This window comes from Peribacillus simplex (genome assembly GCF_001542915.1).
GTDB lineage: Bacteria > Bacillota > Bacilli > Bacillales > DSM-1321 > Peribacillus > Peribacillus simplex_B.
The window spans coordinates 1-24,749 of record NZ_LNNH01000003.1 but is presented as its reverse complement, the minus strand read 5'-3'; the positions used below and the strand labels follow the sequence as shown (position 1 = coordinate 24,749).

The 24,749-nt window shown below is 42.3% G+C and carries 22 protein-coding genes and 1 pseudogene; 18 read left to right on the top strand and 5 right to left on the bottom strand.

The features are described 5' to 3' along the window. The first annotated feature begins 1,100 nt into the window (after positions 1–1,100). The 7 genes from AS888_RS00495 to AS888_RS00465 all read left to right on the top strand — a co-directional run bounded on the left by AS888_RS00495 (position 1,101) and on the right by AS888_RS00465 (position 8,691). On the top strand, positions 1,101–2,735 hold the full coding sequence (locus tag AS888_RS00495; protein ID WP_260320063.1) for a peptide ABC transporter substrate-binding protein: 1,635 nt from the start codon (positions 1,101–1,103) through the stop codon (positions 2,733–2,735). A gap of 132 nt (positions 2,736–2,867) precedes the next feature. Next, entirely contained in the window at positions 2,868–3,797 is a 930-nt protein-coding gene (locus AS888_RS00490; protein WP_061140252.1) for an ABC transporter permease, read from the top strand. Further along, positions 3,797–4,726 (top strand): ABC transporter permease, encoded by a 930-nt coding sequence (locus AS888_RS00485; protein WP_061140251.1) that lies wholly within the window; start codon positions 3,797–3,799, stop codon positions 4,724–4,726. The genes AS888_RS00490 and AS888_RS00485 overlap by 1 nt, the downstream gene beginning before the upstream one ends. Positions 4,727–4,775: 49 nt before the next feature. Continuing rightward, positions 4,776–5,783: an ABC transporter ATP-binding protein gene (locus tag AS888_RS00480; protein ID WP_061140250.1), complete on the top strand. Its 1,008-nt coding sequence runs from the start codon at positions 4,776–4,778 to the stop codon at positions 5,781–5,783. A 13-nt stretch (positions 5,784–5,796) separates the two neighbouring features. Next, a complete protein-coding gene (locus tag AS888_RS00475; RefSeq protein WP_061140249.1) occupies positions 5,797–6,789 on the top strand; it encodes an ABC transporter ATP-binding protein in 993 nt (330 codons plus the stop codon). A gap of 456 nt (positions 6,790–7,245) precedes the next feature. Then, on the top strand, positions 7,246–7,626 hold the full coding sequence (locus AS888_RS00470; protein ID WP_081092249.1) for a ribonuclease E inhibitor RraB: 381 nt from the start codon (positions 7,246–7,248) through the stop codon (positions 7,624–7,626). Positions 7,627–7,836: 210 nt separating this feature from the next. After that, positions 7,837–8,691: a crotonase/enoyl-CoA hydratase family protein gene (locus tag AS888_RS00465; protein ID WP_260320062.1), complete on the top strand. Its 855-nt coding sequence runs from the start codon at positions 7,837–7,839 to the stop codon at positions 8,689–8,691. 203 nt (positions 8,692–8,894) lie between these two features. On the opposite strand, the gene AS888_RS00460 is transcribed toward AS888_RS00465, so the two are convergent. Together AS888_RS00460 and AS888_RS00455 are read right to left on the bottom strand one after the other, a co-directional pair. Next, entirely contained in the window at positions 8,895–9,095 is a 201-nt protein-coding gene (locus tag AS888_RS00460) for a cold-shock protein (protein WP_029714163.1), read from the bottom strand. A 185-nt stretch (positions 9,096–9,280) separates the two neighbouring features. Beyond that, positions 9,281–10,237, bottom strand: a complete 957-nt coding sequence (locus AS888_RS00455) for a D-2-hydroxyacid dehydrogenase (protein ID WP_061140247.1) — start codon at positions 10,235–10,237, stop codon at positions 9,281–9,283. Positions 10,238–10,350: 113 nt separating this feature from the next. On the opposite strand from AS888_RS00455, the gene AS888_RS00450 reads away from it, so the two are divergent. The 5 genes from AS888_RS00450 to AS888_RS00430 all read left to right on the top strand — a co-directional run bounded on the left by AS888_RS00450 (position 10,351) and on the right by AS888_RS00430 (position 15,726). After that, positions 10,351–10,899, top strand: a complete 549-nt coding sequence (locus AS888_RS00450; protein WP_061140246.1) for a GNAT family N-acetyltransferase — start codon at positions 10,351–10,353, stop codon at positions 10,897–10,899. Positions 10,900–11,073: 174 nt separating this feature from the next. Continuing rightward, positions 11,074–12,531, top strand: coding sequence for a CoA-acylating methylmalonate-semialdehyde dehydrogenase (locus AS888_RS00445; RefSeq protein WP_061140245.1), 1,458 nt, complete (start codon positions 11,074–11,076; stop codon positions 12,529–12,531). 70 nt (positions 12,532–12,601) lie between these two features. Continuing rightward, positions 12,602–13,942 (top strand): aspartate aminotransferase family protein, encoded by a 1,341-nt coding sequence (locus AS888_RS00440; protein WP_061140244.1) that lies wholly within the window; start codon positions 12,602–12,604, stop codon positions 13,940–13,942. A gap of 284 nt (positions 13,943–14,226) precedes the next feature. Continuing rightward, positions 14,227–14,841 carry an NUDIX hydrolase gene (locus AS888_RS00435; RefSeq protein WP_061140243.1) on the top strand — a complete coding sequence of 205 codons (615 nt, stop codon included), beginning with the start codon at positions 14,227–14,229 and terminating at the stop codon, positions 14,839–14,841. Positions 14,842–14,934: 93 nt separating this feature from the next. After that, the gene (locus tag AS888_RS00430) at positions 14,935–15,726 is read left to right on the top strand and encodes an endonuclease I family protein (protein ID WP_061140242.1); all 792 of its coding nucleotides are present in this window, start codon (positions 14,935–14,937) and stop codon (positions 15,724–15,726) included. Between the two features lie 63 nt (positions 15,727–15,789). On the opposite strand, the gene AS888_RS00425 is transcribed toward AS888_RS00430, so the two are convergent. Next, positions 15,790–16,845, bottom strand: coding sequence for a lactonase family protein (locus AS888_RS00425; protein WP_061140241.1), 1,056 nt, complete (start codon positions 16,843–16,845; stop codon positions 15,790–15,792). Between the two features lie 428 nt (positions 16,846–17,273). Then, positions 17,274–17,741 carry a nucleoside deaminase gene (locus AS888_RS00420; RefSeq protein ID WP_061140240.1) on the bottom strand — a complete coding sequence of 156 codons (468 nt, stop codon included), beginning with the start codon at positions 17,739–17,741 and terminating at the stop codon, positions 17,274–17,276. 242 nt (positions 17,742–17,983) lie between these two features. On the opposite strand from AS888_RS00420, the gene AS888_RS00415 reads away from it, so the two are divergent. Together AS888_RS00415 and AS888_RS00410 are read left to right on the top strand one after the other, a co-directional pair. After that, positions 17,984–18,886, top strand: a complete 903-nt coding sequence (locus AS888_RS00415) for an AEC family transporter (RefSeq protein WP_061140239.1) — start codon at positions 17,984–17,986, stop codon at positions 18,884–18,886. 190 nt (positions 18,887–19,076) lie between these two features. After that, the gene (locus AS888_RS00410; RefSeq protein ID WP_061140238.1) at positions 19,077–19,487 is read left to right on the top strand and encodes a hypothetical protein; all 411 of its coding nucleotides are present in this window, start codon (positions 19,077–19,079) and stop codon (positions 19,485–19,487) included. Between the two features lie 133 nt (positions 19,488–19,620). Here the strand turns inward: AS888_RS00410 and AS888_RS00405 are convergent. After that, a pseudogene (locus AS888_RS00405) lies at positions 19,621–20,972 on the bottom strand (IS1182 family transposase). Positions 20,973–21,614: 642 nt separating this feature from the next. Between AS888_RS00405 and AS888_RS00400 the strand changes: the two are divergent. The 4 genes from AS888_RS00400 to AS888_RS00385 all read left to right on the top strand — a co-directional run bounded on the left by AS888_RS00400 (position 21,615) and on the right by AS888_RS00385 (position 24,602). Next, a complete protein-coding gene (locus AS888_RS00400) occupies positions 21,615–22,343 on the top strand; it encodes an amino acid ABC transporter ATP-binding protein (RefSeq protein WP_061140237.1) in 729 nt (242 codons plus the stop codon). Positions 22,344–22,366: 23 nt separating this feature from the next. Then, the gene (locus AS888_RS00395; protein WP_061140236.1) at positions 22,367–23,188 is read left to right on the top strand and encodes a transporter substrate-binding domain-containing protein; all 822 of its coding nucleotides are present in this window, start codon (positions 22,367–22,369) and stop codon (positions 23,186–23,188) included. A 110-nt stretch (positions 23,189–23,298) separates the two neighbouring features. Then, positions 23,299–23,937 (top strand): amino acid ABC transporter permease, encoded by a 639-nt coding sequence (locus tag AS888_RS00390; protein WP_061140235.1) that lies wholly within the window; start codon positions 23,299–23,301, stop codon positions 23,935–23,937. Between the two features lie 14 nt (positions 23,938–23,951). Next, positions 23,952–24,602, top strand: coding sequence for an amino acid ABC transporter permease (locus AS888_RS00385; protein ID WP_061140234.1), 651 nt, complete (start codon positions 23,952–23,954; stop codon positions 24,600–24,602). Positions 24,603–24,749 lie beyond the last annotated feature (147 nt).

Below are 24,749 nucleotides of genomic sequence, written 5' to 3'. Positions count from 1 at the left end.
GATAGTGACTGGAATTCCCATCAGGTTGAATGGAAGTTTAAATTGGATTTAAAAACCGAAAAAGCTGAAGTGTTGTGATTTTTTTCACGAAGATGTTTCATGTTTTGGCGGGTCTTTGCTGAAGTTTTTACGGTGTTAAAGGATTACAGCAAAAAACTTGATGCCATATTTACCTTATATCAATCATGCTTTCGAAATATCCTCAAGAACTATGCATTGTGCAATCACTTATTAATGGATTATTGAGTCTGGTGTTTTCGCCGCAGTTAAGAAAGAAGAAAGCATGTAATGGGAGTTTACCATGTTACTTGAAACAGAAGAATCAGAAGGAATATAGCTCCCGTTCGCAGACTTCGAAATACGCCTTTTCGATCGCTATATGGAATGAATCCAAAATAGGAGAGTGATTTACGGAGGAACAAAACCTATAGGGGATAAAAGCCCTATTCTTCCAAGTTGTTATTCCTTATTGAGCGATGCAAATTTCAGAAAATGGAGATTTTTATTGATTAACACGTTATTGTACTAAAATATATCAACTGAAAGTAAATAATTTTGCAAGAGATGTTTGCTGCTTATCATTCGATGTTTAATTATCGGAATATTTAGAATGATCTAACTCAAAATGAGTGGGGTGAGCATACACGAATGCTGCTATTTCAATGTTTTAAAAAGCTTATGACGGGAATTATCTTCCTGTTTCAACATCCTGAACCATGTGGTTTTTTCTGAAATAGATCGAATTGTTCAGCAAAAAATTATTATCTTATGAAAAAGTACTCATTGGTTTATTGATTTTTTAATTTATTCGTAATATACTTAAAATTCAACATCTTTAATTCGAAGTATAGTACTTTTAGCGAGGTTAGAAAGTGGGTGGTTTTTTAACTGGTAAACTACCGTTTTGGAATTTTTCCTGCAAGAAACGTAGTTTTATGCAAACGATTCGCTAGTTGCTTTAAGTGGATTTCTGCTTAATGGTTTTAAATGCCTTCGCTGACATTTAGCTGGTACTGTACCAACAATTAATAGGTGGTAGTCGGATAATCTCTTAATATGGGAATATCCAAAGATAGAGTAAAGATGAGGGGGAATATTTTTTGAAAAAGTCTAAATTTTCAGTGCTTGCTCTACTAATGGCCATCATGCTTATACTAGCGGCATGCAATGGCGGTTCGAAGGAAACTTCGAAAGAAAATGAGGGCGGGTCGGGTGACTCATCCAAAGCAAAAGTGCTAAACGTGAACAACTCGAGTGAACCTGGTTCGCTACATCCGGCAAACGCACAAGGAACTCATGAATCATGGATCCTTGAACACACGTTTGAAGGTCTGACAAAGAAAACAGAAGAAGGTAAAATCGTTCCAGGAAATGCAGAATCATGGAAAATCAGTGAAGATGGATTAAAATGGACGTTCAAATTGAAAGAAGGCTTGAAATGGTCGAATGGCGATCCGCTTACAGCGCATGATTTCGAATATGCTTGGAAGTATGCTTTGAAACCGGAAACAGCTGCTGACTATGCATACCAGCTTTACTACCTTAAAGGCGGGGAAGCTTACAACAGCAAAAAAGGCAAGGAAGAGGATGTAGGCGTTAAAGCGACAGACGACTTGACTCTTGAGGTTACTTTGGAAAAACCGACACCTTATTTCCTTGATTTGACTTCCTTCTATACTTTCTATCCAATCGATAAAAAGGTACAGGAAGAAAACCCTAAATGGGCATTGGATGCAAAAACACACGTATCGAATGGTCCATTCAAGTTAACGGAGTGGAAACATAAAGAAAGTCTGAAAATTGAAAAGAATGAAAACTACTACGATAAAGACAAAATCAAATTGGATGCGGTCAACTTTGCTCTAATTGAAGATGAAAATACGGCATGGCAAATGTATCAGAGCGGCGAATTGGACCTCGCTTATCCACTTCCTGTAGATATTCAAGGTCAAATGGTCAATTCTGATGACAAAGAATTCAAAATGGGCAAAGAACTTGCTGTATACTACTACAATTTCAATACAAAAGTGAAACCTTTCAATAATGCTAAAGTAAGGAAAGCATTATCGATGGCAATCGAGCGTCAAAAAATCACGGATAATGTTGCTCAAGGCGGACAAAAGCCTGCATTCGGCGTAGTCCCTCCGGGTATTCCTGATGCATCTGGAGATTTCCAGGAGAATACAGGTGACTTGTTCAAGGAAGATGTTGCCGAAGCTAAGAAATTGTTAAAAGAAGGACTAGCTGAAGAAGGCATGAAAAAATTACCTGACTTCTCAATCTTGTACAATACTTTAGATTCACACAAGAAAATTGCTGAAGCGGTTCAAGGAATGTGGCGTGATAACCTGGGTGTCGAAGTTACCCTTGAAAATGCAGAATTCCAAGTTAAGCTTGACCGTGAAAAAGCTGGTGACTTTGAAATTTCCCGTGCAGGATGGGTTGGTGACTATGTTGACCCAATGACATTCATGCTTTGGGAAACGGACGGCGCCTATAATGATGCAGGTTGGTCAAACAAAGAATATGATAAGTTATTAAATGAGGCAAAATCTACAATGGAACCAAAAGAACGCATGGATGCTTTGCATAAAGCAGAGAAAGTTATGATTGATGAAATGCCGATCCTTCCGGTTTACTTCTACACAAAACCATATATGGTTAAATCTAATGTTACTGGTGTTTATGCACCGATTAACGCTTATCCGAACTTTGTTTACGCGGATAAAAAATAAGAGAAGGATTAAAGTGAGATGGGAGGTATGTCCGATTAAGGACATACCCCATTTTCAATTACGAATTTGAATATTTCATGAATTCATTTCCGTTTTCAACTCCTTAGAAAATCGATGATTGGGGTGATTACCATGTTGAGATATACATTAAATCGTTTTAAATGGGCGATTATTACTTTGTGGGCGGTTATTACATTAACGTTCATCATAATGCATACGATTCCGGGAAATCCATTTGCCAAAGAAGGAGCAATGCCTCCGGCCGTTTATGAAAATCTTCAAACACACTATGGATTGGACAAGCCTTTGTTAACCCAATATGGGAATTATTTATTGGAAGTCGTTCAGTTTGATTTTGGTCCTTCACTTAAATCCTCATCCATTTCAGTGAATGATTACATCTTGAAGGGATTTCCAGTGTCCTTGCATTTAGGCGCACAAGCATTGGTGATTGCCATTTTCTTTGGGCTCATCCTTGGTGTAGTGGCCTCCCTGAAACGAAATAAATGGCCGGACTATCTTTCAATGGTCATTGCCATCGTAGGGATCTCAGTACCGAACTTTATTTTAGCAACCATTTTGATCAATTATTTCGCGATCAAGTGGCACATATTCCCTGTTGCTACATGGGCAACATGGCAGCATACCATTTTGCCGTCCATAGCGCTGTCCATGATGCCGCTTGCTTTCATTGCCAGATTGATGCGGACAAGCATGCTTGAGGTAATGGGGCAGGACTACATCTTGACAGCAAAAGCAAAAGGTTTGAAACGAAGCGGAGTCATCATCAAGCATGCGATACGGAATGCGTTATTGCCGATCATCACGATTCTTGGTATCCTAACGGCTAATATCGTGACTGGAAGCTTCATCATTGAACGTATTTTTGGTATCCCGGGCATGGGGGATATGTTCGTAAAGGGAATTTCCAACCGAGACTACCCGGTCATTCTTGGTTCAACCATTGTGTACAGTGCAGTGCTTATCATATTGATATTCATCGTTGATGTTGCCTATACGCTGATCGATCCAAGAATTAAAGTGACGGGGGAGAAAAAATAATGGCAGATAAAGTGCATTTTACAGAGGATATGTTCCAACCCGCTGAAGGAAACTTTAAGGAAGCCGAAAAAATTGCGAGACCGACAGTTTCATACTGGTCTGACGTCTGGCGTCGTTTCAAGGAAAACAAGCTGGCGATGACTGGATTCGTCCTGATAATCCTCCTGGTCCTGCTGGCGATATTTGGTCCATATATTAACGGCTACACATATTATGGACAAGATTTCGAGAAAAAGAATTTAAGCCCGAATAGCGAGCATTGGTTCGGGACGGATTCTTCAGGAAGGGATTTATTTACGCGAGCATGGTATGGTGCGAGGATTTCGTTGTTCATCGGATTGATGGCAGCACTGATAGACTTTTTGATTGGTGTGCTTTATGGTGGGATTTCAGCCATCCGCGGCGGACGCACGGATAACATGATGATGCGTTTTGCAGAAGTGATCTATGCAATTCCTTATCTTTTGATGGTCATCTTGATGATGGTTGTTTTGAAGCCAGGCATATTGCCGATCATCATCGCGATGTCGATTACAGGATGGATCCCGATGGCAAGACTGGTAAGGGGACAAGTATTACAGTTAAAAGAGAATGAATACATTCATGCTGCAACGATTTCCGGGGCCAACACGAGCTGGACGTTAAGAAAACATATGATACCCAATACGATGGGCCCGATTCTTGTCAATTTGACATTAACGGTACCAACCGCGATTTTTGCAGAAGCAACGTTAAGCTTTTTGGGGCTGGGAGTGCCAGCGCCGCAGGCAAGTTGGGGAACATTGACAAGTGATGCACTGGGAAGCATCCTGGTGGGGAATTTCTATCAACTTCTCATCCCGGCTATCTTGATTTCCTTGACGATGTTCGCGTTCAATGTGGCTGGTGACGGTCTTCAGGATGCCTTGGATCCAAAACTACGAAAATAAATAAGTCCTAACATAAAGATTTGATAGTACTAGAATAGGAGGGACGATGATGGAGAACCTATTAGAAGTTAAAGATTTACAAATCAACTTCCATACGTATGCAGGAAAAGTACAGGCTGTCCGCGGCGTGAACTTTGAAGTGAAAAAAGGGGAAGCCGTTGCCATCGTTGGGGAATCCGGGTGCGGCAAAAGTGTCACTGCAAAATCTATCATGAGATTATTGGAGACACCTCCAGCAGAGTATGGAACTGGTTCAATTAATTTTGGCGGGAAAGACCTTATTAAAATAAGCGAAAAGGAAATGCAGAAGATTCGCGGAAATGATATTAGCATGATTTTCCAGGACCCGATGACTTCCCTTAATCCTACGACCAAAATCGGCAGCCAAATCATGGAAGGTATTCTGAAGCATAATAGAGATATCTCCCGAAAAGATGCATACGACCGAGCGTTAGAAACACTTACACTGGTAGGGATTCCGCAGCCGGAAAAAAGGATGCAGCAATATCCGCATGAGTTTTCAGGCGGCATGCGCCAGCGGGCGATGATAGCGATGGCGCTAGCTTGTGAACCGAAGCTATTGATTGCCGATGAGCCCACGACGGCTTTGGATGTGACGATACAAGCACAAATACTAGAATTGATGAAGGATATTCAACGCAGAATGGAAACTTCCATCATCCTTATCACGCACGATCTTGGAGTGGTTGCGGAAACTTGCGAACGGGTTGTCGTTATGTATGCAGGTAAGGTTGTGGAAACGGGGACAGTTGAAGCGATATTTTCCAATCCACAGCACCCGTACACAAGAGGGCTGCTCAAGACGGTGCCAAGGCTCGATATGGAAAAAACGGCTCCGCTGGTACCTATCATCGGATCGCCGCCGGATTTGCTGGATCCCCCTAAAGGATGTCCATTTTATCCAAGATGTGAATCTGCCATGAAGGTATGCAAAGACCATGATCCGGAACTAGAAGTAGTGGAAGAGGGACAGACAGCTGCGTGCTGGCTTCACCATCCAATGGCAAAAGCAGCACAGCTGCAAGCTAATGTTTGAAGGAGGAGAACCAATGGTTTCACTAAAAAATAAGTCGGTAAAAGAAAAAACAGTCAACGAAAATTCTCCTCTTGTTGAAATAAAGAATCTGAAAAAGCATTTTTCAGTCGGTTCTCAGACGCTGAAAGCGGTGGATGGTTTGGATCTCAAGATTTATCCTGGGGAAACTGTCGGACTTGTAGGCGAAAGCGGGTGCGGGAAATCGACGGCTGGTCGGACGATTACTCGTCTTTATGAACCTACAGATGGAGAAGTCCTTTTTCAGGGGAAAAATATCTTCGATTATAAACAGGGGGAAATGTCACATATCCGCCGTGAAATCCAAATGATCTTCCAAGATCCATACGCTTCCTTGAATCCAAGGATGAAGGTAGAAGAACTAATTGGCGAACCGCTTGCCATCCATGGGATATCCAAGGGCAAAGAGAGAAGAAAACGCGTGGAAGATCTGTTAAAGCTGGTTGGCCTAAGCCCGGAGCACATCACTCGTTTTCCGCATGAATTCAGTGGCGGGCAGCGGCAGCGGATTGGGATTGCAAGGGCATTGGCTTTAAATCCTAAATTCATCGTTTGTGATGAACCGATTTCGGCCCTTGACGTTTCCATTCAAGCTCAAGTCGTCAATTTATTGAAAGAACTGCAGAAAGAAATGGGTTTGACTTATTTATTCATCGCGCATGATTTATCGATGGTCAAGTATATTTCAGATCGCATCTTGGTCATGTATCTCGGCCGAATGATGGAACTGGCGGATAGTGAATCGTTAACGAAGGATCCACTGCATCCATACACACAAGCACTGCTTTCAGCGGTGCCGATCCCAGATCCGACCATTAAGCGGGAACGAATCGTCCTTAAAGGCGATGTACCAAGTCCGATCAATCCGCCAAGCGGCTGTGTATTCCGGACTCGCTGCCCTAAAGCGATGGAGATATGTTCCAGTGCCGTTCCTGAATGGAAAGAACAAAAGCCAGGGCATTTCGTTGCGTGTCATTTATATTGGTAAACCTAAAAACCAGTTGCCCTTTGCAACTGGTCTTTTTTTAGCGGGCAAATGATATTGTATGGATAGGAAAAGAGTGATTTGAAAATTATGTCATATATTTAAGCGCAAAGATTCCCTTGGAAACCAGCTTCACAATGAAGTATCCACCACTAGATCACTCGCGGGGAAAGGTAAATTGATAGAGAGGTATACCAACATGCCATTGCTGTCCGAGTCGAAATCAAGAATCCGAATGAAGAAGGATTTCCGCTAGGGTGAGAGGCAGATCTATTGTATGAAATGGAGGAGGATTTTGATCAATTCGTGGATTCTGAACATGCCGTTAAAGTTGGCAGGGTTACGTCAGACGGGTTAAGGGATACAAGAAGAAATAAGAGAATTAATGGAGGCTGCTGATCGTTGTATTAAATCCAAGGGTTATGAATTCGAAATCTTCCATATAGAAGAGGAGGGGGATTGGGAATTCTATCATGCCTTTTATACCCTGATATTTACCAGTGCAACCATATGGGGAATTTTGCCGTTTTTGAAAATTTGATGAAATCTGGTGATGAACTGGAGCCACCTCGGGAAGTTAAGCATTGGCTATATTTTAAAAATATGAAAATGCTGAAGCAGTTTGTCCAAGCGATTAAAAAACATGATTTTTCCTTGGCTGACGAATCGGTTGACGTGGAAGAAGACGGGAGGTATTTGCTTTCGATTTCGAGAATTGATTCTGTTAACATTGCTTCGATAAATGAAGTAACCGATATGTTGGTAGAGCTTTCAGAAACATACGATGGAGATTATGATGGGTGGGAGACGGTTGTTATTCATCGCTCAGACGGGATTTAAAGGGAATAGTAAATGGGTTTCGGGATGTTTTTCCGAAACCCTTTTAGTTTAGTATCGGTAGCAAATGGTGCATAAAGGAATATTTATCCGTTTATAAAAATAAATAACTGGGAATATGAATATAAAACATATAATATGTAATTATATGTAAATATAAAGAAATATCTGTTGAATGCTTCAATGTGTGAGAGAGGAAGGGAATGAATGATGGTGTATTCTACGATTACCAGTGAAATCATCGATCATGTCATGATCGTCACCTTAAATCGTCCTGAGAGAATGAATGCTTTCAATGAAAAGATGTGTGCGGAAATGATTCTCGCTTTTGATGAAGCAGACGCTAATGATGACGTACGTGCCGTCATTGTAACGGGTTCTGGTGCTTCCTACTGTGCTGGAATGGATTTGGAGAAGGGGGCTGAAACCTTCATGGACCACACCCCTTTGGTTGAATACCGTGACGCAGGAGGGGTTTTGGCATTGCGGATTTTTGAACTGAAGAAACCGATCATCGCGGCCATTAATGGCGCGGCGGTTGGGGTAGGGATAACCATGACATTGCCGATGGATATCAGGATAGCTTCAACGGAGGCGAAAATGGGCTTTGTATTCGCTCGCAGAGGGATTACGATGGAGGCATGCAGCGGATGGTTTCTACCTAGACTTGTCGGCATGGGGAAAGCTTCGGAATGGATTTATACCGGCAGGATGATATCAGCCAACGAAGCGTATGAGGGCAGGCTGGTGAATAAAATTGTCGGACCAGACGAATTGATGGCTGCGGCAATGGAAATCGCATCAGACATTGCCCAGAACACATCTTCCGTTTCCGTGACTCTATCCCGGCAGCTGATGTGGACGATGCTCGGAGCGAACCATCCTGTCGAATCACATAAAATAGAATCGAAGATGCTTCATTGGACAGGAAAACAAGCGGATGCCCAAGAAGGGATTGAAGCATTTTTGGAGAAAAGAAGTGCAGATTTCAAAATGAAAAGCAGCACAGATATGCCTCCTTTTTATCCTTGGAGCACGGATCGAACGTATGAATCGGACAAGAAATGAGAAATGGTGAAGTGCGTGATAATTTTTACTTTTCGGATAAATTAGGGTTTCCATTCTTAGTGTGGTATACTGTGTTTACCATTTACCAAACTTGTTTCATGTTTCCCTATTCCAAGTGAATAGGGATTTTTTATGTTTGCCTTTTTTGGAAATAAAAAAAAACAGACCCTACAAGTAGAGTCTGTTATATATTGTATTAAAAATTACGCTTTTTGAACGTTAGTAGCTTGAGGTCCACGTTGACCTTGCTCAACTTCAAAAGTAACTTCTTGACCTTCGTCTAATGATTTGAATCCTTCGCTTTGGATAGCTGAGAAATGTACGAATACATCGTCTCCATTTTCGCGTTCGATGAAGCCAAATCCTTTTTCTGCGTTAAACCATTTTACTTTACCTTGTTCCATTGTTGTTGCCTCCTAGTGTGAATCCACACATTGTGTTACTACCCTTGCTCAATCATTAGACGAAAAGTTTTTCACTTATCAATCTTCCCGAACAAAAATAATTCTTCTTAAATATAACAGATTATGTCGGAATCTGCAAGTGAACAAAGCAAGATTATTTATGGTGCCCAAATGCCGAAAGATTATCAATAGCCTTTTTTGTAATCAAGTAAATTGGTCGAAGGTGCTCTGCCGGTAAGATATTCCTTTAAATTAGGAATGAAGATATCCTGGATCAGCCGTTGGTCGTACAGCTCAGTGTCCCCCGATGTATGCGGAGTGATGATGACATTATCCATATCCCACAAAGGATTGGTTTCTGGAAGCGGTTCTGTTTCGAATACGTCAAGGCCTGCTCCTGCAATTTGCTTCTCCAAAAGAGCTTGAATCAATTCTTGCTGGATAACGAGCTTTCCTCTGCCTATATTAATGAAAAAAGCGGAAGGCTTCATAAGCTGGAATTCTTTATGGCCGAACATTTTCTCTGTCTCTGCCGTCAAAGGGAGAGTCACGACAATATAATCGCATCTAGGAAGTAAATCAGGCAATTGTTCCTGGGTAAACATCTCATCGACATCGTGCTCGGATTTCCCGGAGTGGCGCAATCCCAATACGGTCATGCCAAAAGCCTTGGCAATTTTGGCGGTTTCCTTGCCGATTTTACCAACACCGATGATTCCGATGGTCTTTTCGTGGATTTCCAGATGCATTTTGGCGGGTTGCCAAGACTTTTCTAGCTGTTGCTTCTTATATGTATCTAATTTTCTTGTCAAGGTAAGCATGAACCCAAAGATGGTTTCAGATATAGGATAGGCATGGACACCGTTTGCCGTCGTTATTTGGACATTTTTTTGTTCCAACCTTTCCAGGGGCAGGCTGTTCACTCCGGCACTCCACGTCTGTATCCATTTCATATCACTTCCTTCGATGCTTGAAGACATGGAAGATTTCCAGCCGGCGATCACTTCGGCATCCGTTAGATGATCCTTCCATATGGCAGGTGATCGACCAGTGATCACCTGCCAATCGGGGACAAGTTCTTTAACTTTTTCCAATAAAGGCTCATTCAAGTTTCGACTGATAATGAGTTTTCTTTTGGACATATCCATTCTCCTTTGCCATTTTTCTGAATTATACGTAAGTTTTGTTTATATTTCAATTAGGAAACGTGTTAGGATGGCTTTATTCATACAAAATAATGAAAGTGGGGATGAACATGAATGTAAAGGATATATACGGAAACCTGCCTGTCATCGAATCAAAACGTCTAATCATGAGGAAGGTAACCATGAAGGATGCCGAAGACATGTTCGCTTATGCATCCAATCGGGAGGTTTCCCGTTTCGTCACTTGGGACGCACACGGCTCCTTAAGTGCTACAAAGGATTACATCCAGCTTATCCTGCAAAATTATGAGGACAGCCACATTGCTCCGTGGGGAATCCAGTACAAGGAAAGTGGTAAGTTGATCGGTACCATCGACTATGTTTCCTGGCAGGTCAATCATCATCATGCAGAAATAGGATATGTGCTGGCGCCGGAATATTGGGGGAAGGGCCTGATGACGGAGGCTGTCGAAAAAATCGTGGCCTTTGGCTTCGAAAATATGAATCTGGTACGGATTCAAGCACGCTGCTTTGTTGAAAATACGGGTTCGGAACGAGTCATGCAAAAGGCAGGCATGTCATTTGAAGGAATCATAAGAAAAGGGATGTTTGTGAAAGGGGAGCATGTCGACCTTAAGTTGTATGCCATCATTAAATGATCTTCTTGCGAAAAAAAAGACGGTTAGTTGAAAAATTGGTATTAAGTTGGAATGACACAAACGAACACTATGTGCAAATATCGAAGGCGAAAATATACAAAACGTCTAATGTAAAAGAGCGGATTGAAAAATATAATTAAACTATCAAATCGATTTGAATTGGAGGGTATCTCAATGGAAGTGATCAAAAAAGTTGAAACGTTGAAGAATTATATCGGTGGCAAATGGGTGGAATCCACTACATCGAAGCATGAAGAAGTGCCCAATCCAGCGACAGGGGAAGCTTTGGCAATCGTACCGCTTTCCACTAAGGACGATCTCCATGTAGCGGTGCAAGCTGCAAATGAGGCGTACAAAGAATGGAAAAGGGTTGCAGTGCCAAAAAGGGCACGCTACTTGTTCCGTTACCAGCAATTGTTGATCGAACACTGGGATGAGCTTGCCAAACTCGTCACGATTGAAAATGGAAAAAGCTATACGGAAGCCTATGGGGAGGTTCAACGCGGAATAGAATGCGTGGAATTCGCAGCAGGTGCGCCAACCTTGATGATGGGGAGCCAGCTGCCTGATATTTCCCCTGGAATTGAATCCGGCATGTACCGCTACCCAATCGGAGTCGTTGCCGGAATCACTCCCTTTAATTTCCCGATGATGGTTCCGTGCTGGATGTTCCCGCTTGCGATTGCTTGTGGAAATACGTTCATTTTAAAACCTTCAGAACGGACTCCGCTCTTGGCGAACCGCCTTGTCGAATTATTGACGGAAGCAGGCGTTCCTGATGGAGTGGTCAATATTGTCCACGGTGCCCACGACGTCGTGAATGGAATTTTGGAGCATGATGATATAAAAGCGGTATCTTTCGTTGGATCCCAGCCTGTTGCTGAATACGTTTACAAAACGGCAGCTGCCAATAAAAAACGTGTCCAGGCTTTATCGGGAGCGAAAAACCATTCGATCGTCATGCCTGATGCGAACCTGGATAATGCGGTGGCGAACATCACCAATGCAGCTTTCGGGTCAGCTGGTGAACGCTGCATGGCAGCTTCGGTCGTCGTTGCCATAGGAGAGGTGGGAGACGAGCTCGTCGAGAGATTAAAGGCTGCGGCGGATGATATCAAAATTGGAAATGGGATGGATAAGGACGTATTCCTAGGTCCGGTGATTCGTGATACGCATAAAAAGAGAACAGAACAATATATCGAGAGCGGGGAAAAAGAAGGGGCGACTCTCCTTCGTGATGGCAGGAATGAAGGTGATCAGGAGAATGGCTATTATGTTGGCCCGACATTATTCGATCATGTGAAAACGGACATGAAGATATGGAAGGATGAAATTTTTGCGCCTGTCTTATCCATCGTACGGGTCAATTCCCTGGAAGAAGCGATTGAGTTGACCAATCAATCTGAGTTTGCCAATGGAGCCTGCATTTATACGGATAGCGCCAGCGCCATCCGGGAATTCCGCGAAGAGATTGATGCAGGGATGCTTGGTGTGAACCTAGGGGTGCCAGCCCCGATGGCATTCTTTCCTTTCTCTGGATATAAAAGTTCTTTTTACGGAGACCTTCATGCCAATGGAAGGGATGGTGTGGAATTTTACACAAGGAAGAAAATGTTGACGGCGAGATACTGATACGGTTCATGGGGTCGACACAATTTGTGTTCGACCCTGCTTTATACATCATTCTGGAGGGGTGTATCTTATGCAGGTTGAAAAACAAGGTCAGGATTATAAGACGAAGGATGGAAAATACGTTTGGCATCATATGAAAGGGGCCGAACCGAACCCAGGGACAATGGTGATTCAAAAGGGGCAAGGAGCCTGGATCACGGATGTGGATGGAAATCGTTATCTGGATGGGATGTCCGGATTATGGTGTGTCAATGTTGGTTATGGACGAACGGAGCTGGCTGAAGCAGCTTATGAGCAGCTGAAGGAACTTCCTTATGCCCCTTTAACGAATAGTCACATCCCGGCCATCAAGCTAGCTGAGAAATTGAATGATTGGCTTGGCGGGGATTATGTCATTTTCTTTTCCAACAGTGGTTCGGAAGCGAATGAAATCGCCTTTAAAATAGCGCGGCAGTACCACCAGCAAAAAGGTGATCATGGCCGTTATAAATTCATCTCCCGTTACCGCGGATATCACGGCAATACAATGGGAGCCTTGGCCGCAACGGGGCAGGCACAGCGGAAGTATAAGTATGAACCGCTTGCATCCGGCTTCCTTCATGTGTCGCCGCCTGATTCCTATCGAAATTCAGAGGACGAGAGCGGCGAAAAAAGTGCGGCGGAAATTGAGCGTACGATTACATGGGAGTTAAGCGAGACTGTGGCAGCGGTGATCATGGAGCCGATCATCACCGGTGGCGGAATTCTCATGCCGCCTGAAGGATATATGAAGCGTGTCGCGGAAATCTGTGAGAAAAATGGCGTACTGCTTATTTCCGATGAGGTCATTTGCGGGTTTGGCCGAACGGGAAAGAAATTCGGATTCATGAACTATGATGTAAAACCGGACATCGTAACGATGGCAAAGGGGATTACAAGCGCTTACCTGCCTTTATCGGCTACAGCCGTAAAACGGGAAATTTATGAAGCGTATGTCGGTTCGGATGATTATGATCGCTTGCGCCATGTGAATACCTTTGGCGGCAATCCAGCATCCTGTGCGCTTGCCCTGAAGAATATGGAAATATATGAAGATGAGAAACTAATAGAACGTTCAAAAGAGTTGGGGCTTCGCTTCCTGCAAGAGTTTGAAGAAATCAAATCACATCCGAATGTTGGGGATGTACGTGGTAAAGGATTGTTGGTAGGCATCGAGCTTGTCGAAGATAAACAGACAAAAAAACCAATTGAGCTTTCCAAAATCAATAAAGCGATAGCGTCCTGTAAGGAAAAGGGACTGATCATCGGCAAAAATGGCGATACGGTCGCGGGCTTCAATAATATCCTCACACTTGCTCCGCCACTTAGTATTACAGATGAAGATTTCTCCTTCATCGTGACGACAGTAAAGAGCACTTTAGCTGAATTATAAAACAAGAGAATCTGTTTTGGCACCGTAAAACATGTGACGGTGCTTTTTTCTTTGCCCATATCGAGAACCTTTACTCGGAATCATATGAGCGGAAGCCTATTTTTCTCTGCCCTTTAAAACCTTCCATCACACTTGAAGCTTTTCCTTGTACAAAATGATACTTGGAATTGGAATCGTTTTCCTTGCTTAGTTTTCACGGATGTTTGAAAATGGAGGGATAAGGATCGTTTGCATATGCATCGATTTTATATCATTCATATTATCCATAAATAGAGGTGTGGGAGATGAAAAGTGAAGACATAACAAAAAAACTGATGGGACATAGCCCTGAAATTTTGGGGAGCGGAAATTTTTCAAAGTATGTGGTATTGGTGCCGTTAATAGAAAACGAAGATGGAATGCACGTTCTCTTTGAAGAGCGTTCGCACAAATTAAGGAGGCAGCCGGGGGATATCTGCTTTCCGGGCGGAAAAATAGACAAGTCTGACTGTAATGAGCTGGCGGCAGCCCTTAGGGAAACGAATGAGGAGCTTGGATTGGGTAAGGATGATATCTCGCATGTGTTTCCGATCGATTATTTGGTATCCCCCTTTGGAATGATCGTTTATCCGTTTGCAGGCTTTGTCCGTAACCTTCAGCAGATCACGCCTAATCCAGCTGAGGTTGAAACCATTTTCACTGTCCCGCTTTCGTTTTTTATGGAAAAGCCGCCGGAGATTTATCATGTCCAATACAAAATTGAACCGCATGAAAACTTCCCCCATGATTTAATTGTGGGCGGGGAAAATTATCAATGGCAGCCAAAACAGATGGAAGAGTATTTTTACTTATATAAGGATCGCGTCATCTGGGGATTGACAGCGAAAATCCTTACCCATTTCATTGAAATCCTGCGTTAGACCCTTCTAAAGCACCTTTTTTTATCCAATTAAATCAATTAAACTTAATTTACGGAAAATATGGTTTTTAATAGAATTGGGAGGGATGAGTGGATGAAGAATAGTTTTGAAGTACTAGAGCAGGAACGAGAAATGGCTATGGCTACCCTTGTGGAATTCAGTGAAAATCGAGAATACTACGACGAAAACAAAGATCAGGAACTGAAGAAAGCGTACTATCAAGAAGATTCCTTAAGCAGGGATGGACTGAAGAATCTACTGGCAGTTACCCATAAAGACCAGCTGAACTACTCACCGCATCGACATGTTTACCCTTGGGTGGATTTACAGGAAAATGGAAAGTTGAAGAGTCTGTATTCCGGAAAAGGCATGGATCCCATTAAAGCCATCGAGGAAGATATCCGTATACTGGAAGTGTTGTCTAGCCAATCCGAAAAACTTGAGAACATGCTCGTCAATTGTGAACATGTCGTACCCCAATCGTGGTTCAATAAAAAAGAACCGATGCGGGGGGATTTGCATCATCTGTTTGCTTGTGAACCAGGCTGTAACAGCAGCCGAGGCAACTTTCCCTACCATGATTTTGAGGATTATGTCCCGGAAGTGGGAGCTGCTGGTATTAAAGCGGGTTGCGGCAAATCGGAAGAAGGGAAGTTCGAACCTGAATACGGCAAAGGAATTGTAGCAAGGGCAACCATGTATTTTTCTATCAGATATGAGGGAATCATCAATAGCAGCAACGTGAACATGGCTCTTCTGCTGGAATGGCATCGGCTATTTCCGGTCAGTACGTATGAAAAACATAGAAACCAAGCTATTCAGGAAATCCAGGGTAATCGAAACCCATTCATAGATTTTCCCGAAATGGCGGAGAAGTGGTTGTAAAGACAGGTAATAAAAAGGAAGGAAGCTGGCACAGCAGCTTCCTTCCTTTTTTAGTTGATAGAATTAAAGGAATTTTACGCAAACCGGAAAGGGAACTTCGATATCTTTTTGCAACAGTGTTAATGTTCCGGTATTTTCATTCCTGGAAAATAGGGTCAGGTTTCCAGATTGTTCATTGGAGGCAATCAAAAATCTTCCGCTAGGGTCCAATGAAAAATCACGAGGCCAATGCCCTTCCGTAGAAACGAGTTCGACAAAGGATAGCTGACCGGTTTCTTGAGCGATTTCATAAACGGCTATGCTATCATGTCCGCGGTTTGCGGCATATACGAACCGTCCGTCATCAGAAATATGAATTGCGCTTCCTTGGTTATTTTCCTTGAAATCGTCTGGCGTGCTCCGAACCGTTTGTATTTCAGAAAAACGCCCGGTTTGATCATCGAAGCTTAAAACGATGACTTCGGGTACAAGCTCTGCCATCACATACGCGAACTTTCCATTAGGATGGAACGTCAAGTGCCTAGGTCCGCTGCCGGGAGAGACTGATAGGCTGCTTACTTCTTCCGGAATACCATTATGTATTTCATACGTTATCACTTTATCGATACCAAGATCGACTACCGCAACGAAACGTTCATCCGGCGTGAAACCAGCGAAGTGAGTATGTGCCTTTTCCTGGCGCTCTTCATTCGGTCCGCGGCCTTCATGACGAATGGTGGAAGATACAGGTTTTGGAGTCGCATCGGTCTGGAGCTGATAGCTTTCAATCAGGCCGTCTCCATAATTGGAAGTGATCAAAACCTCTTTTTTGCTGTCGACACTAATATGACAGGAAGAACCATTAGGTGTCAGCTGTTTGCCAAGGTACGTCAATTCTCCTGATTCTTCATTTATGGAATAGGCAGAGACCCCGCCGCTTCCCGCTTCTTTTAAGATGGCGTATAAATTCTTTTTGTCCTCGCTGATCGTAACATAAGTCGGATCGGTTAGTTCGGCTGCAAGAACAGGTGTGCTGAGTTTCCCTTCTGCTGTATCTAATGTAAAGCGGTAAATGCCTTTGCTGTCGCCCTTTGTGTACGTGCCGATATACCCGATAATCTTTTGATCATGTTTCACCATCTAGATCCCTCCAAGAGTTTTATAGTTTTACTTTTTATTTTACCATAGATGCAACCCAATATCCTTTACAGGGTTCGTGTAATGGTGCAACCTTTTTTATTCGCCCCCCTCTCAATCAGGGGGGGGCATTCCAGCTTATCCAAGTGGCATTGTGGCTTCAACGGGGAAATGACTGAACCGGGAAATGGAAAACAAGTCCTAATCCCGTTAAAGGTCAGAAGGGCGGACCAATCAGGATTGTGCAAGTGACCATAAAAGAAAGAGGAATGGACCATTTGCCCGGCTCGACTGATTGTGGATATCCTTCATATCACCCGATGCCGCGCGAAGAACCCATTTACGATTTTCCCGTTTTTAATGATGCAGTCTGCAGGAGTTGGACCTATAGCGAGATCGCTGAAGGATTTTTCAATCCCCTATCTTGCCGATTAATAGTTCACTCTTTCACTGTTGATGTCCCAAGCCCGGAATGGCAAATCATGGCCGTTATAAGACAATCGTTCCATCTTAATGGCACGGTTTTCGATTGGAATGGAGAGTTCTTGGTAAATGAAGTGGTCATCAAAACCGATATGTGCAGCATCTTCCTTGGTACTAGCAAAATAGATCGCTCTTGGCCGTGCCCAATAAATGGCACCGATGCACATCGGACAAGGTTCACAGCTTGTGTATATGTCACAATCGGTCAGCTGGAAGGAATTGAGGTTTCTGCATGCATCACGGATTGCCTGCACTTCGGCGTGAGCGGTTGGATCGTTTGCTGTTGTCACATTATTGCAGCCTCTTCCGATAACGATCCCATTTTTTACGATAATGGCGCCAAAAGGTCCGCCATTCTTAGCCAATACATTTTCATGCGCAAGTCGCACAGCCATCTCCATGAATTTTACATCCATTTAAAACACCCCTTAATCAGTAATAAACTAATAAGTTTTGATGGTATATTTTATTACGTGAATATAATAAGTAATATACCATATTTAGATATAAATGGAATTTATTTTCTAAAAACAATTAAAAAACCCACATATGTTAAGATATGTGACATTGAATTTAGATCCGTTGAATGAATTTTTACAAAAAAATATAAAACTGATATGGTTAGATTAAAATTAATAAAATGATGAAGGTGAAATGTATGGGGTTTTTAGGCGTTTTGTTACCGATTTTTGGAATTTTTGTTTTAGGGTTCATAGGTCAGAAAAAGTTTAATCTCGATACAAAATCGATTTCCACGATGGCATTATATTTAATGTCACCATTCCTGATATTTCGAACATTTTATACTGCAAAATTTACGATTGATTATATTTATCTGTTCTTATTCACGATTGTACTTTGCCTTTCGCTCATATTGGTGGTCTATATCATTGCTTTTTTTCGGAATTATACGGTAACTGAAACGAGCGGCATGATTTTGGCGTCTGCCTTCATGAATAATGGGAATTACGGAACTCCAGTGATTTTCCTTTTATTCGGGGCAATAGGGCTCGATTATGCCATCATCCTTATGGTGGGTCAGCAATTAGTCATGTGCACGATCGGGATTTATTTCGCGGCGAAGGGAAGCCCTGAGGGAAATGGAGTCCAAACCGCGCTTAAAGCGGTGTGCAAGATGCCGATCGTATATGGGGCAATGGCAGGTGCCGCTTTTCAAGTGGCGAATATCCCATTAAGCAATTCGGTTATGGAAGCGGTAAACCTAGTTGCCGATGCGGCCATCCCGACCATCATGGTTACACTTGGAATGCAGCTTGCCAACATATCATTGAAAAAAATGGCATACCGGAAGCTATCTGTTTCGCTTCTTCTTAAACTTGCCGTTTCACCAGTAATCGCTTTCCTGATTTCACTTGCACTGCCGGTTGATGATATGGTCAGGCATATCATGATCATCGTGGCTGCGATGCCGACGGCGGCCAATACGACAATGTATGCACTCCAATTCAATACTGAGCCTGAATTCGTATCGAGCGCTACGTTCATAAGTACGTCATTAAGCTTGATCACGCTTCCGATCATCTTTTTCTTTGTATTATAATAGCTTCGCATTTTATCAGATTAGGAGAGCTGCGTTTCCCGCTTATCATGAAGCGATATTTTCTTCACGAGAAGTGGATGGAATGTGAGATTGTCATAGAATTGTTGTACCTCAGAGATATTGCTTTTTAAATGTTCCGGGCTGGTATATACTTTTCAAATGCTTTGTATTTAAATGGGGAGGGGTTTCTTTGCTTCAAACAAAAATTAAACTATCTAATCCGGCAAAGATTGAAGCTATTTTAATGGGAATCGTCAGAAAATCCTTTGAAGAGGCTCAAAAGGATAAACTTCTTTTATGTATGGAATGTGGAGATGTGGATCTTTATATCGCTTCTTCCAACCATGATGAACTTCAAGATGCAATTAATGAAAACTTTGAATTTGATGAATACGGTGAATGCATAAAGCCGGAAGAATATCAAGAATTGATGGATGATTTATACGAGTATTTCCTGATCCTGCATAAGGAAAGTGCTCTGTTTGATTTTTTTCCTGCAGGTCCATATACGGTAGCAGGGGGAAGTCGTGAATCGGAAACGGATATGCTGGCTCCAAGAGGCCTTTTTTCAGCTCCTTTCGAAGATGCCATCAAGAAATGAAAAAGACAGCCAAGGCTGTCTTTCAGTTTGTAGACAAAAGGGGTTCGGAATTAAAAAATTCCGAGCCCCTTTTGAAATTGCCTTGGAATTTCCTCCTATAGTTAAAAGATTGGGGCTCTACGAGCCCACTATGTTAGGCCATTTTTGGAACTTGCCATGTCCAATTGACCATCTTCTTTACATTCATGGCAGCGAAAGTAAGCATCGCCTGCATCGACAATTTTTTAAGTCCCCTTAAAGTAGTCCAACGCATCCCATGCTTTTCTTTTGCGTCTGCGTATACACGCTCAATCGTTTCTTTACGCTTCGCATATATAGGCTTTACAACTTGATGATGACGCAGATGATCTGCTTCTTCCACATGTGTTTGCCGGATATGCCGTGGCACCACTTTTTGACAGTCTTTGCTTTCCGTACACCGTGATAAAAATGAGCATGATGCACAAATGTGTTTTGGGGATTTGTACTCTCGATAGCCCTCTTGATTTGTTGTTGAGTACGTTAATAGCGTGCCCATTGGGCAAAGGTAACCATCAAAATGTTCATCGTATACATAGTCCTGTTTGCCGAAGAATCCTTCTTTTGTGCGAGGACGTGTATAGGGTAAAGCCGGGATGATTTCTTTGTTAAATAGGTAGCTTGTAATCGCAGGTGTTTTATAAGCGGCATCTGCGGCAACGGCTTCCGGTTTTCCAACTTTCTCAATCACTTGTTAAACTAGTGGCTCTAAGATCTGACTGTCATGTGTATTTCCAGGTGTTACAATCGTTCCCAATACAAAACCGTTGCGGTCTGCGGCCACGTGGGATGAATAGGCAAACTGTTTTGTTCGTTCATCTTTTACATAGTAGCCACTCTCAGAATCCGTTGTACTTTCTTTAATCTCTATGGTCTCTTCTTTATCAAATTTATCTGGCGGAAAAGGCTTTTTTCATGGTTTTCACGATTTTGATTGATTTCTTCTTGAAGGCGTCCTTGATACGCTCGTGTTTCTTTACGAACGAATTTCTTTTCAAATTTCCGTTTATTCGCACTGGCTTTCACATGTGTGGAATCCACGAAAACCTGTTCAGCATGTATTAGCTTTTATTAGCAGCTGTCATTAAAATGCGATAGAAAATCTGTTCAAACAGGTCTGTATCTTTAAAGCGTCGCTCATAATTTTTCCCGAACGTAGAGAAATGGGGCTTTTATCATGGAAGCCATAGCCTAAAAACAAACGGTAAGCCATATTGTTTTCAACTTCTACAATCGTTTTACGCATGGAACGAATGCCGAAGGTATATTGAATGAAAGTCAGTTTCAATAATATAACGGGATCAATACTTGAGCGTCCTACCTCTGAATACATATCTTTCACCAAGTCATTAATGAAAGTGAAGTCCACGGCACCCTCTATTTCACCAAATGGTTCGGTGGCACCAGTTGATCTAACGTAATCATTTCAAGTTGATCTCGCTGAATAGAATCATGTTTAGAAAGCATCCTCATCACCTCAAGTTTTAATATTTTTATTTTAAAACAAGAATGACTCTAGGCAAAAGTGTTCTAACTAAAAGGTAAAACAAAGTTGGTTGGAACGGAAGGTACGAGACTCCTGCGGGAAGTGCGAGTCACGGGAGACAACGGAGGCTGAAAGCCGAGGAGGCTCCCGGACCGCCCGCGGAAAGCGAGTGCCTGGAGAGGAAACCAACGGCCACATTGTCTACAGTCTGAAAGACAGCCAACAAGGCTGTCTTTTTTATGTTCTTTAATGCTCTTATAGGCTTACGGGAAATAAATACCCTGAAAATGCTGTTACATATGCATGTTTTATGGAATATGGCAATAGTATCATGAAATATAATATCATTTTTAACAAATTAAAGTTTATATGGTAATTTTAAGCAATATTAGATATAATAAAATTGTGAATATTGAATATATTATTATAATTACTAGATTAAAATAACAATAAATTAGCTAGGTTTAAGTATTGCTAGAGTTGTGATGGGAAATAATAGGGAAGGGTTTTTTCCGGGGCAGGAAATGCTGATGATTGCAGGAATGATATAAGCGAGGATGCTAGCGGATACATAAACGATTCTGATTATTATAAATATTACATTCGTCGCAGGGAGGCTTATTATGATTGTTTTTGATGATGTGAATAAGTATTTTGGTGATTTTCAGGTGCTGAAGGAGATTAATCTAACAATCAATAAAGGGGAAGTGGTCGTGGTCATCGGTCCGTCCGGCTCAGGTAAAAGCACATTGCTGCGCTGCATCAATCGCCTGGAAACGATTTCTGGCGGTTCACTTTCCATAAATGGGTTAAATGTAGCGGACAGAAAAACGGACATAAACAAACTGCGCCGGAATATCGGTATGGTTTTCCAGCATTTTCACTTGTATCCACATAAAACGGTGCTTGAAAATATCATGCTTGCCCCCAGGAAGGTTTTGGGACAATCCGAATCGGAGGCGAAAAAGATTGCACTTAAATATTTGGAGAAAGTGGGGATAGGAGATAAAGCGAATTCATTTCCTTCCCAGCTTTCAGGCGGACAGCAGCAACGGGTCGCCATTGCCAGAGGATTGGCGATGGGGCCTGAAATCATGCTGTTTGATGAACCAACCTCAGCTTTGGATCCGGAAATGATCGGCGAGGTTTTGGATGTTATGAAAGCCCTTGCCCATGAAGGGATGACGATGGTGGTGGTCACCCACGAAATGGGATTTGCCCGTGAAGTGGCGGATCGAATCGTATTCATGGACGAAGGCAAGATTCTGGAAGAGGCAACACCGGCTGAGTTTTACGCCAATCCTCGTGAAGAGAGGGCTCGTTTATTCCTTAGCCGTATATTAAATCATTAAATTAGAAAACAGGGGTGATTTACATGTTGAAGAAAAAGAAATGGATGAAATTATCTTTGCTGTCGTTAATGGCTGTCATTTTATTGGCTGGATGCAGTTCCGGCAAGGATTCTGACAAAGGCAAAGAAGGCGGGAACAAGGACAAAGATGTACTGGCACAGGTGAAGGATAAAGATGAAATTGTGTTTGGGGTCAAAAATGATACAAGATTATTCGGGCTGAAAAATCCTAGTACTGGCGATGTAGAAGGCTTTGATATTGATATCGCCAAAGCGCTTGCTGCTGAAATTCTTGGTGATGAGAACAAAGTGAAATTTAAAGAGGTGACTTCCAAAACACGGATGGCTTTATTGAATAATGGCGATATCGATGCAATTGTAGCCACCATGACGATTACGGAAGATCGTAAAAAAGAAGTGGACTTCACGGATGTCTATTTTGATGCCGGACAATCTTTGCTAGTTAAGAAAGGAAGCGACATCAAGGGCATCGATAGTTTAAAAGGCAAAAAGGTATTGGCAGTAAAAGGATCAACTTCTTCCATAAATATCCGTGAAAAAGCACCTGACGCTCAAGTGCTTGAATTCGAAAACTACTCCGAAGCGTTTGCGGCGCTGAAATCCGGGCAAGGTGATGCGTTGACCACGGATGATTCCATCCTTTATGGTATGGCGGATGAAGATCCGAATTATGAGCTTGTTGGCGGTACATTTACAGACGAGCCTTATGGAATTGCTGTCAAAAAAGGAAATGCGGATTTTGTTGCCGAATTGAATAAAGCACTTAAAGCGCTTAAAGATTCAGGCAAGTACGACGAAATTCATGATAAATGGATTAAACACTAATACAATTTTAAAAATAATGTAAAAGGTAAAGGTCTTGACCAACATTTGAACATTTTTTTCTGTGGGGATGAGCTAATTGCTCATCCTTACTAGTTAAAGGAGTGAATGCCGTGCTTGATTTCTCCATTTTAACAGAGAATCTGGATATGTATTTATTAGGCTTTAAAAATACGATACTTTCAAGTTTGATTGCATTAGTTGCGAGTTTGATTCTTGGAGTACTTGTTGCCATCATGCGGATTGCCCCGATTAAGCCCCTGAATTGGCTTGGAACCGCCTATGTCGAGTTCATTCGGAACATACCGTTATTGATCATTACATTTTTCTTTTTTCTCGGCCTTAAACTTAGCGGTCTATATGCAGGAACGTTAGCCTTAACCATTTATACTTCATCCTTCATAGCCGAGGCCATCCGGGCAGGAATACTTTCCGTGCCAAAAGGACAAATGGAAGCTGCCCGCTCATCAGGATTGACCTATGGACAAGCAATGAGGCTCGTCATTTTGCCGCAGGCTGTCAAAATAGTCATCCCGCCTCTGGGGAATCAATTTATCAATCTCGTGAAAAATTCTTCCATTTTAGCCGTAGTTGCCGGACTTGACCTCATGTACCATGGAGATTTGATTTCTTCGCGGACTTTTGTCGTGTTCGATGTCTACATTTTTGTTGCCGCGTTTTATTTGATTCTTACCATTCCTTTAAGTCTGGGCGTTGGTTATTTAGAAAAACGTCTAGCTAAGAGTAATTGAGGGAGGTATAAGGTATGGATTTTGCAGGTGCCTATTCACCGGATAATCTAGCATTTTTATTAGAGGGATTTTGGGTAACGCTTAAGGTAGCTTTTATATCAATCATTCTAAGCTTCATCATAGGCGGTATTGTGGGAATAATCCGTTACGCGAAAGTGCCGGTCTTATCGCAAATATTAGCTCTAATCGTCGAAACGGTCCGTAATTTACCGTTATTATTGATCATCTTCTTTACTTATTTTGCACTGCCAGAGATACGCATTAAACTGGAAATCATTCCTGCAGCCATCGTGGCCTTGACGATTTTTGAGTCGGCCATGCTTTCCGAAGTAATCAGAAGCGGATTAAAATCCATTGATAAAGGTCAGATGGAGGCGGCTCGATCATCAGGCTTAAGCTATACACAGGCATTGATACATATCATTTTGCCCCAGGCGATGCGTCGCATGGTTCCTCCTATAGTCAGTCAATTCATTTCTCTGTTGAAAGACACCTCATTAGCGGTCGTCATTTCATTGCCAGAGCTGACCCATCATGGGCAGATCATCTACGGACAAAGTCAAAAATATTTAATACCGATTTTGATCCTGGTTGCACTTATGTATTTCGTCGTTAACTATAGTCTGTCTTTGGTGGCGCAAAGACTTGAAGTGAAACGAACGTAAACATATGACATTTTTTATGAATATAGGTGGTTTCATACTGAAGACAGACTCGATAGAAATCGAGTTTGTCTATTTTTATGGCCTGTACAATTTAGACGTTGATTTCCACTCCAGGCACTCGCTTTCCGCGGGCGGTCGGGGAGCCTC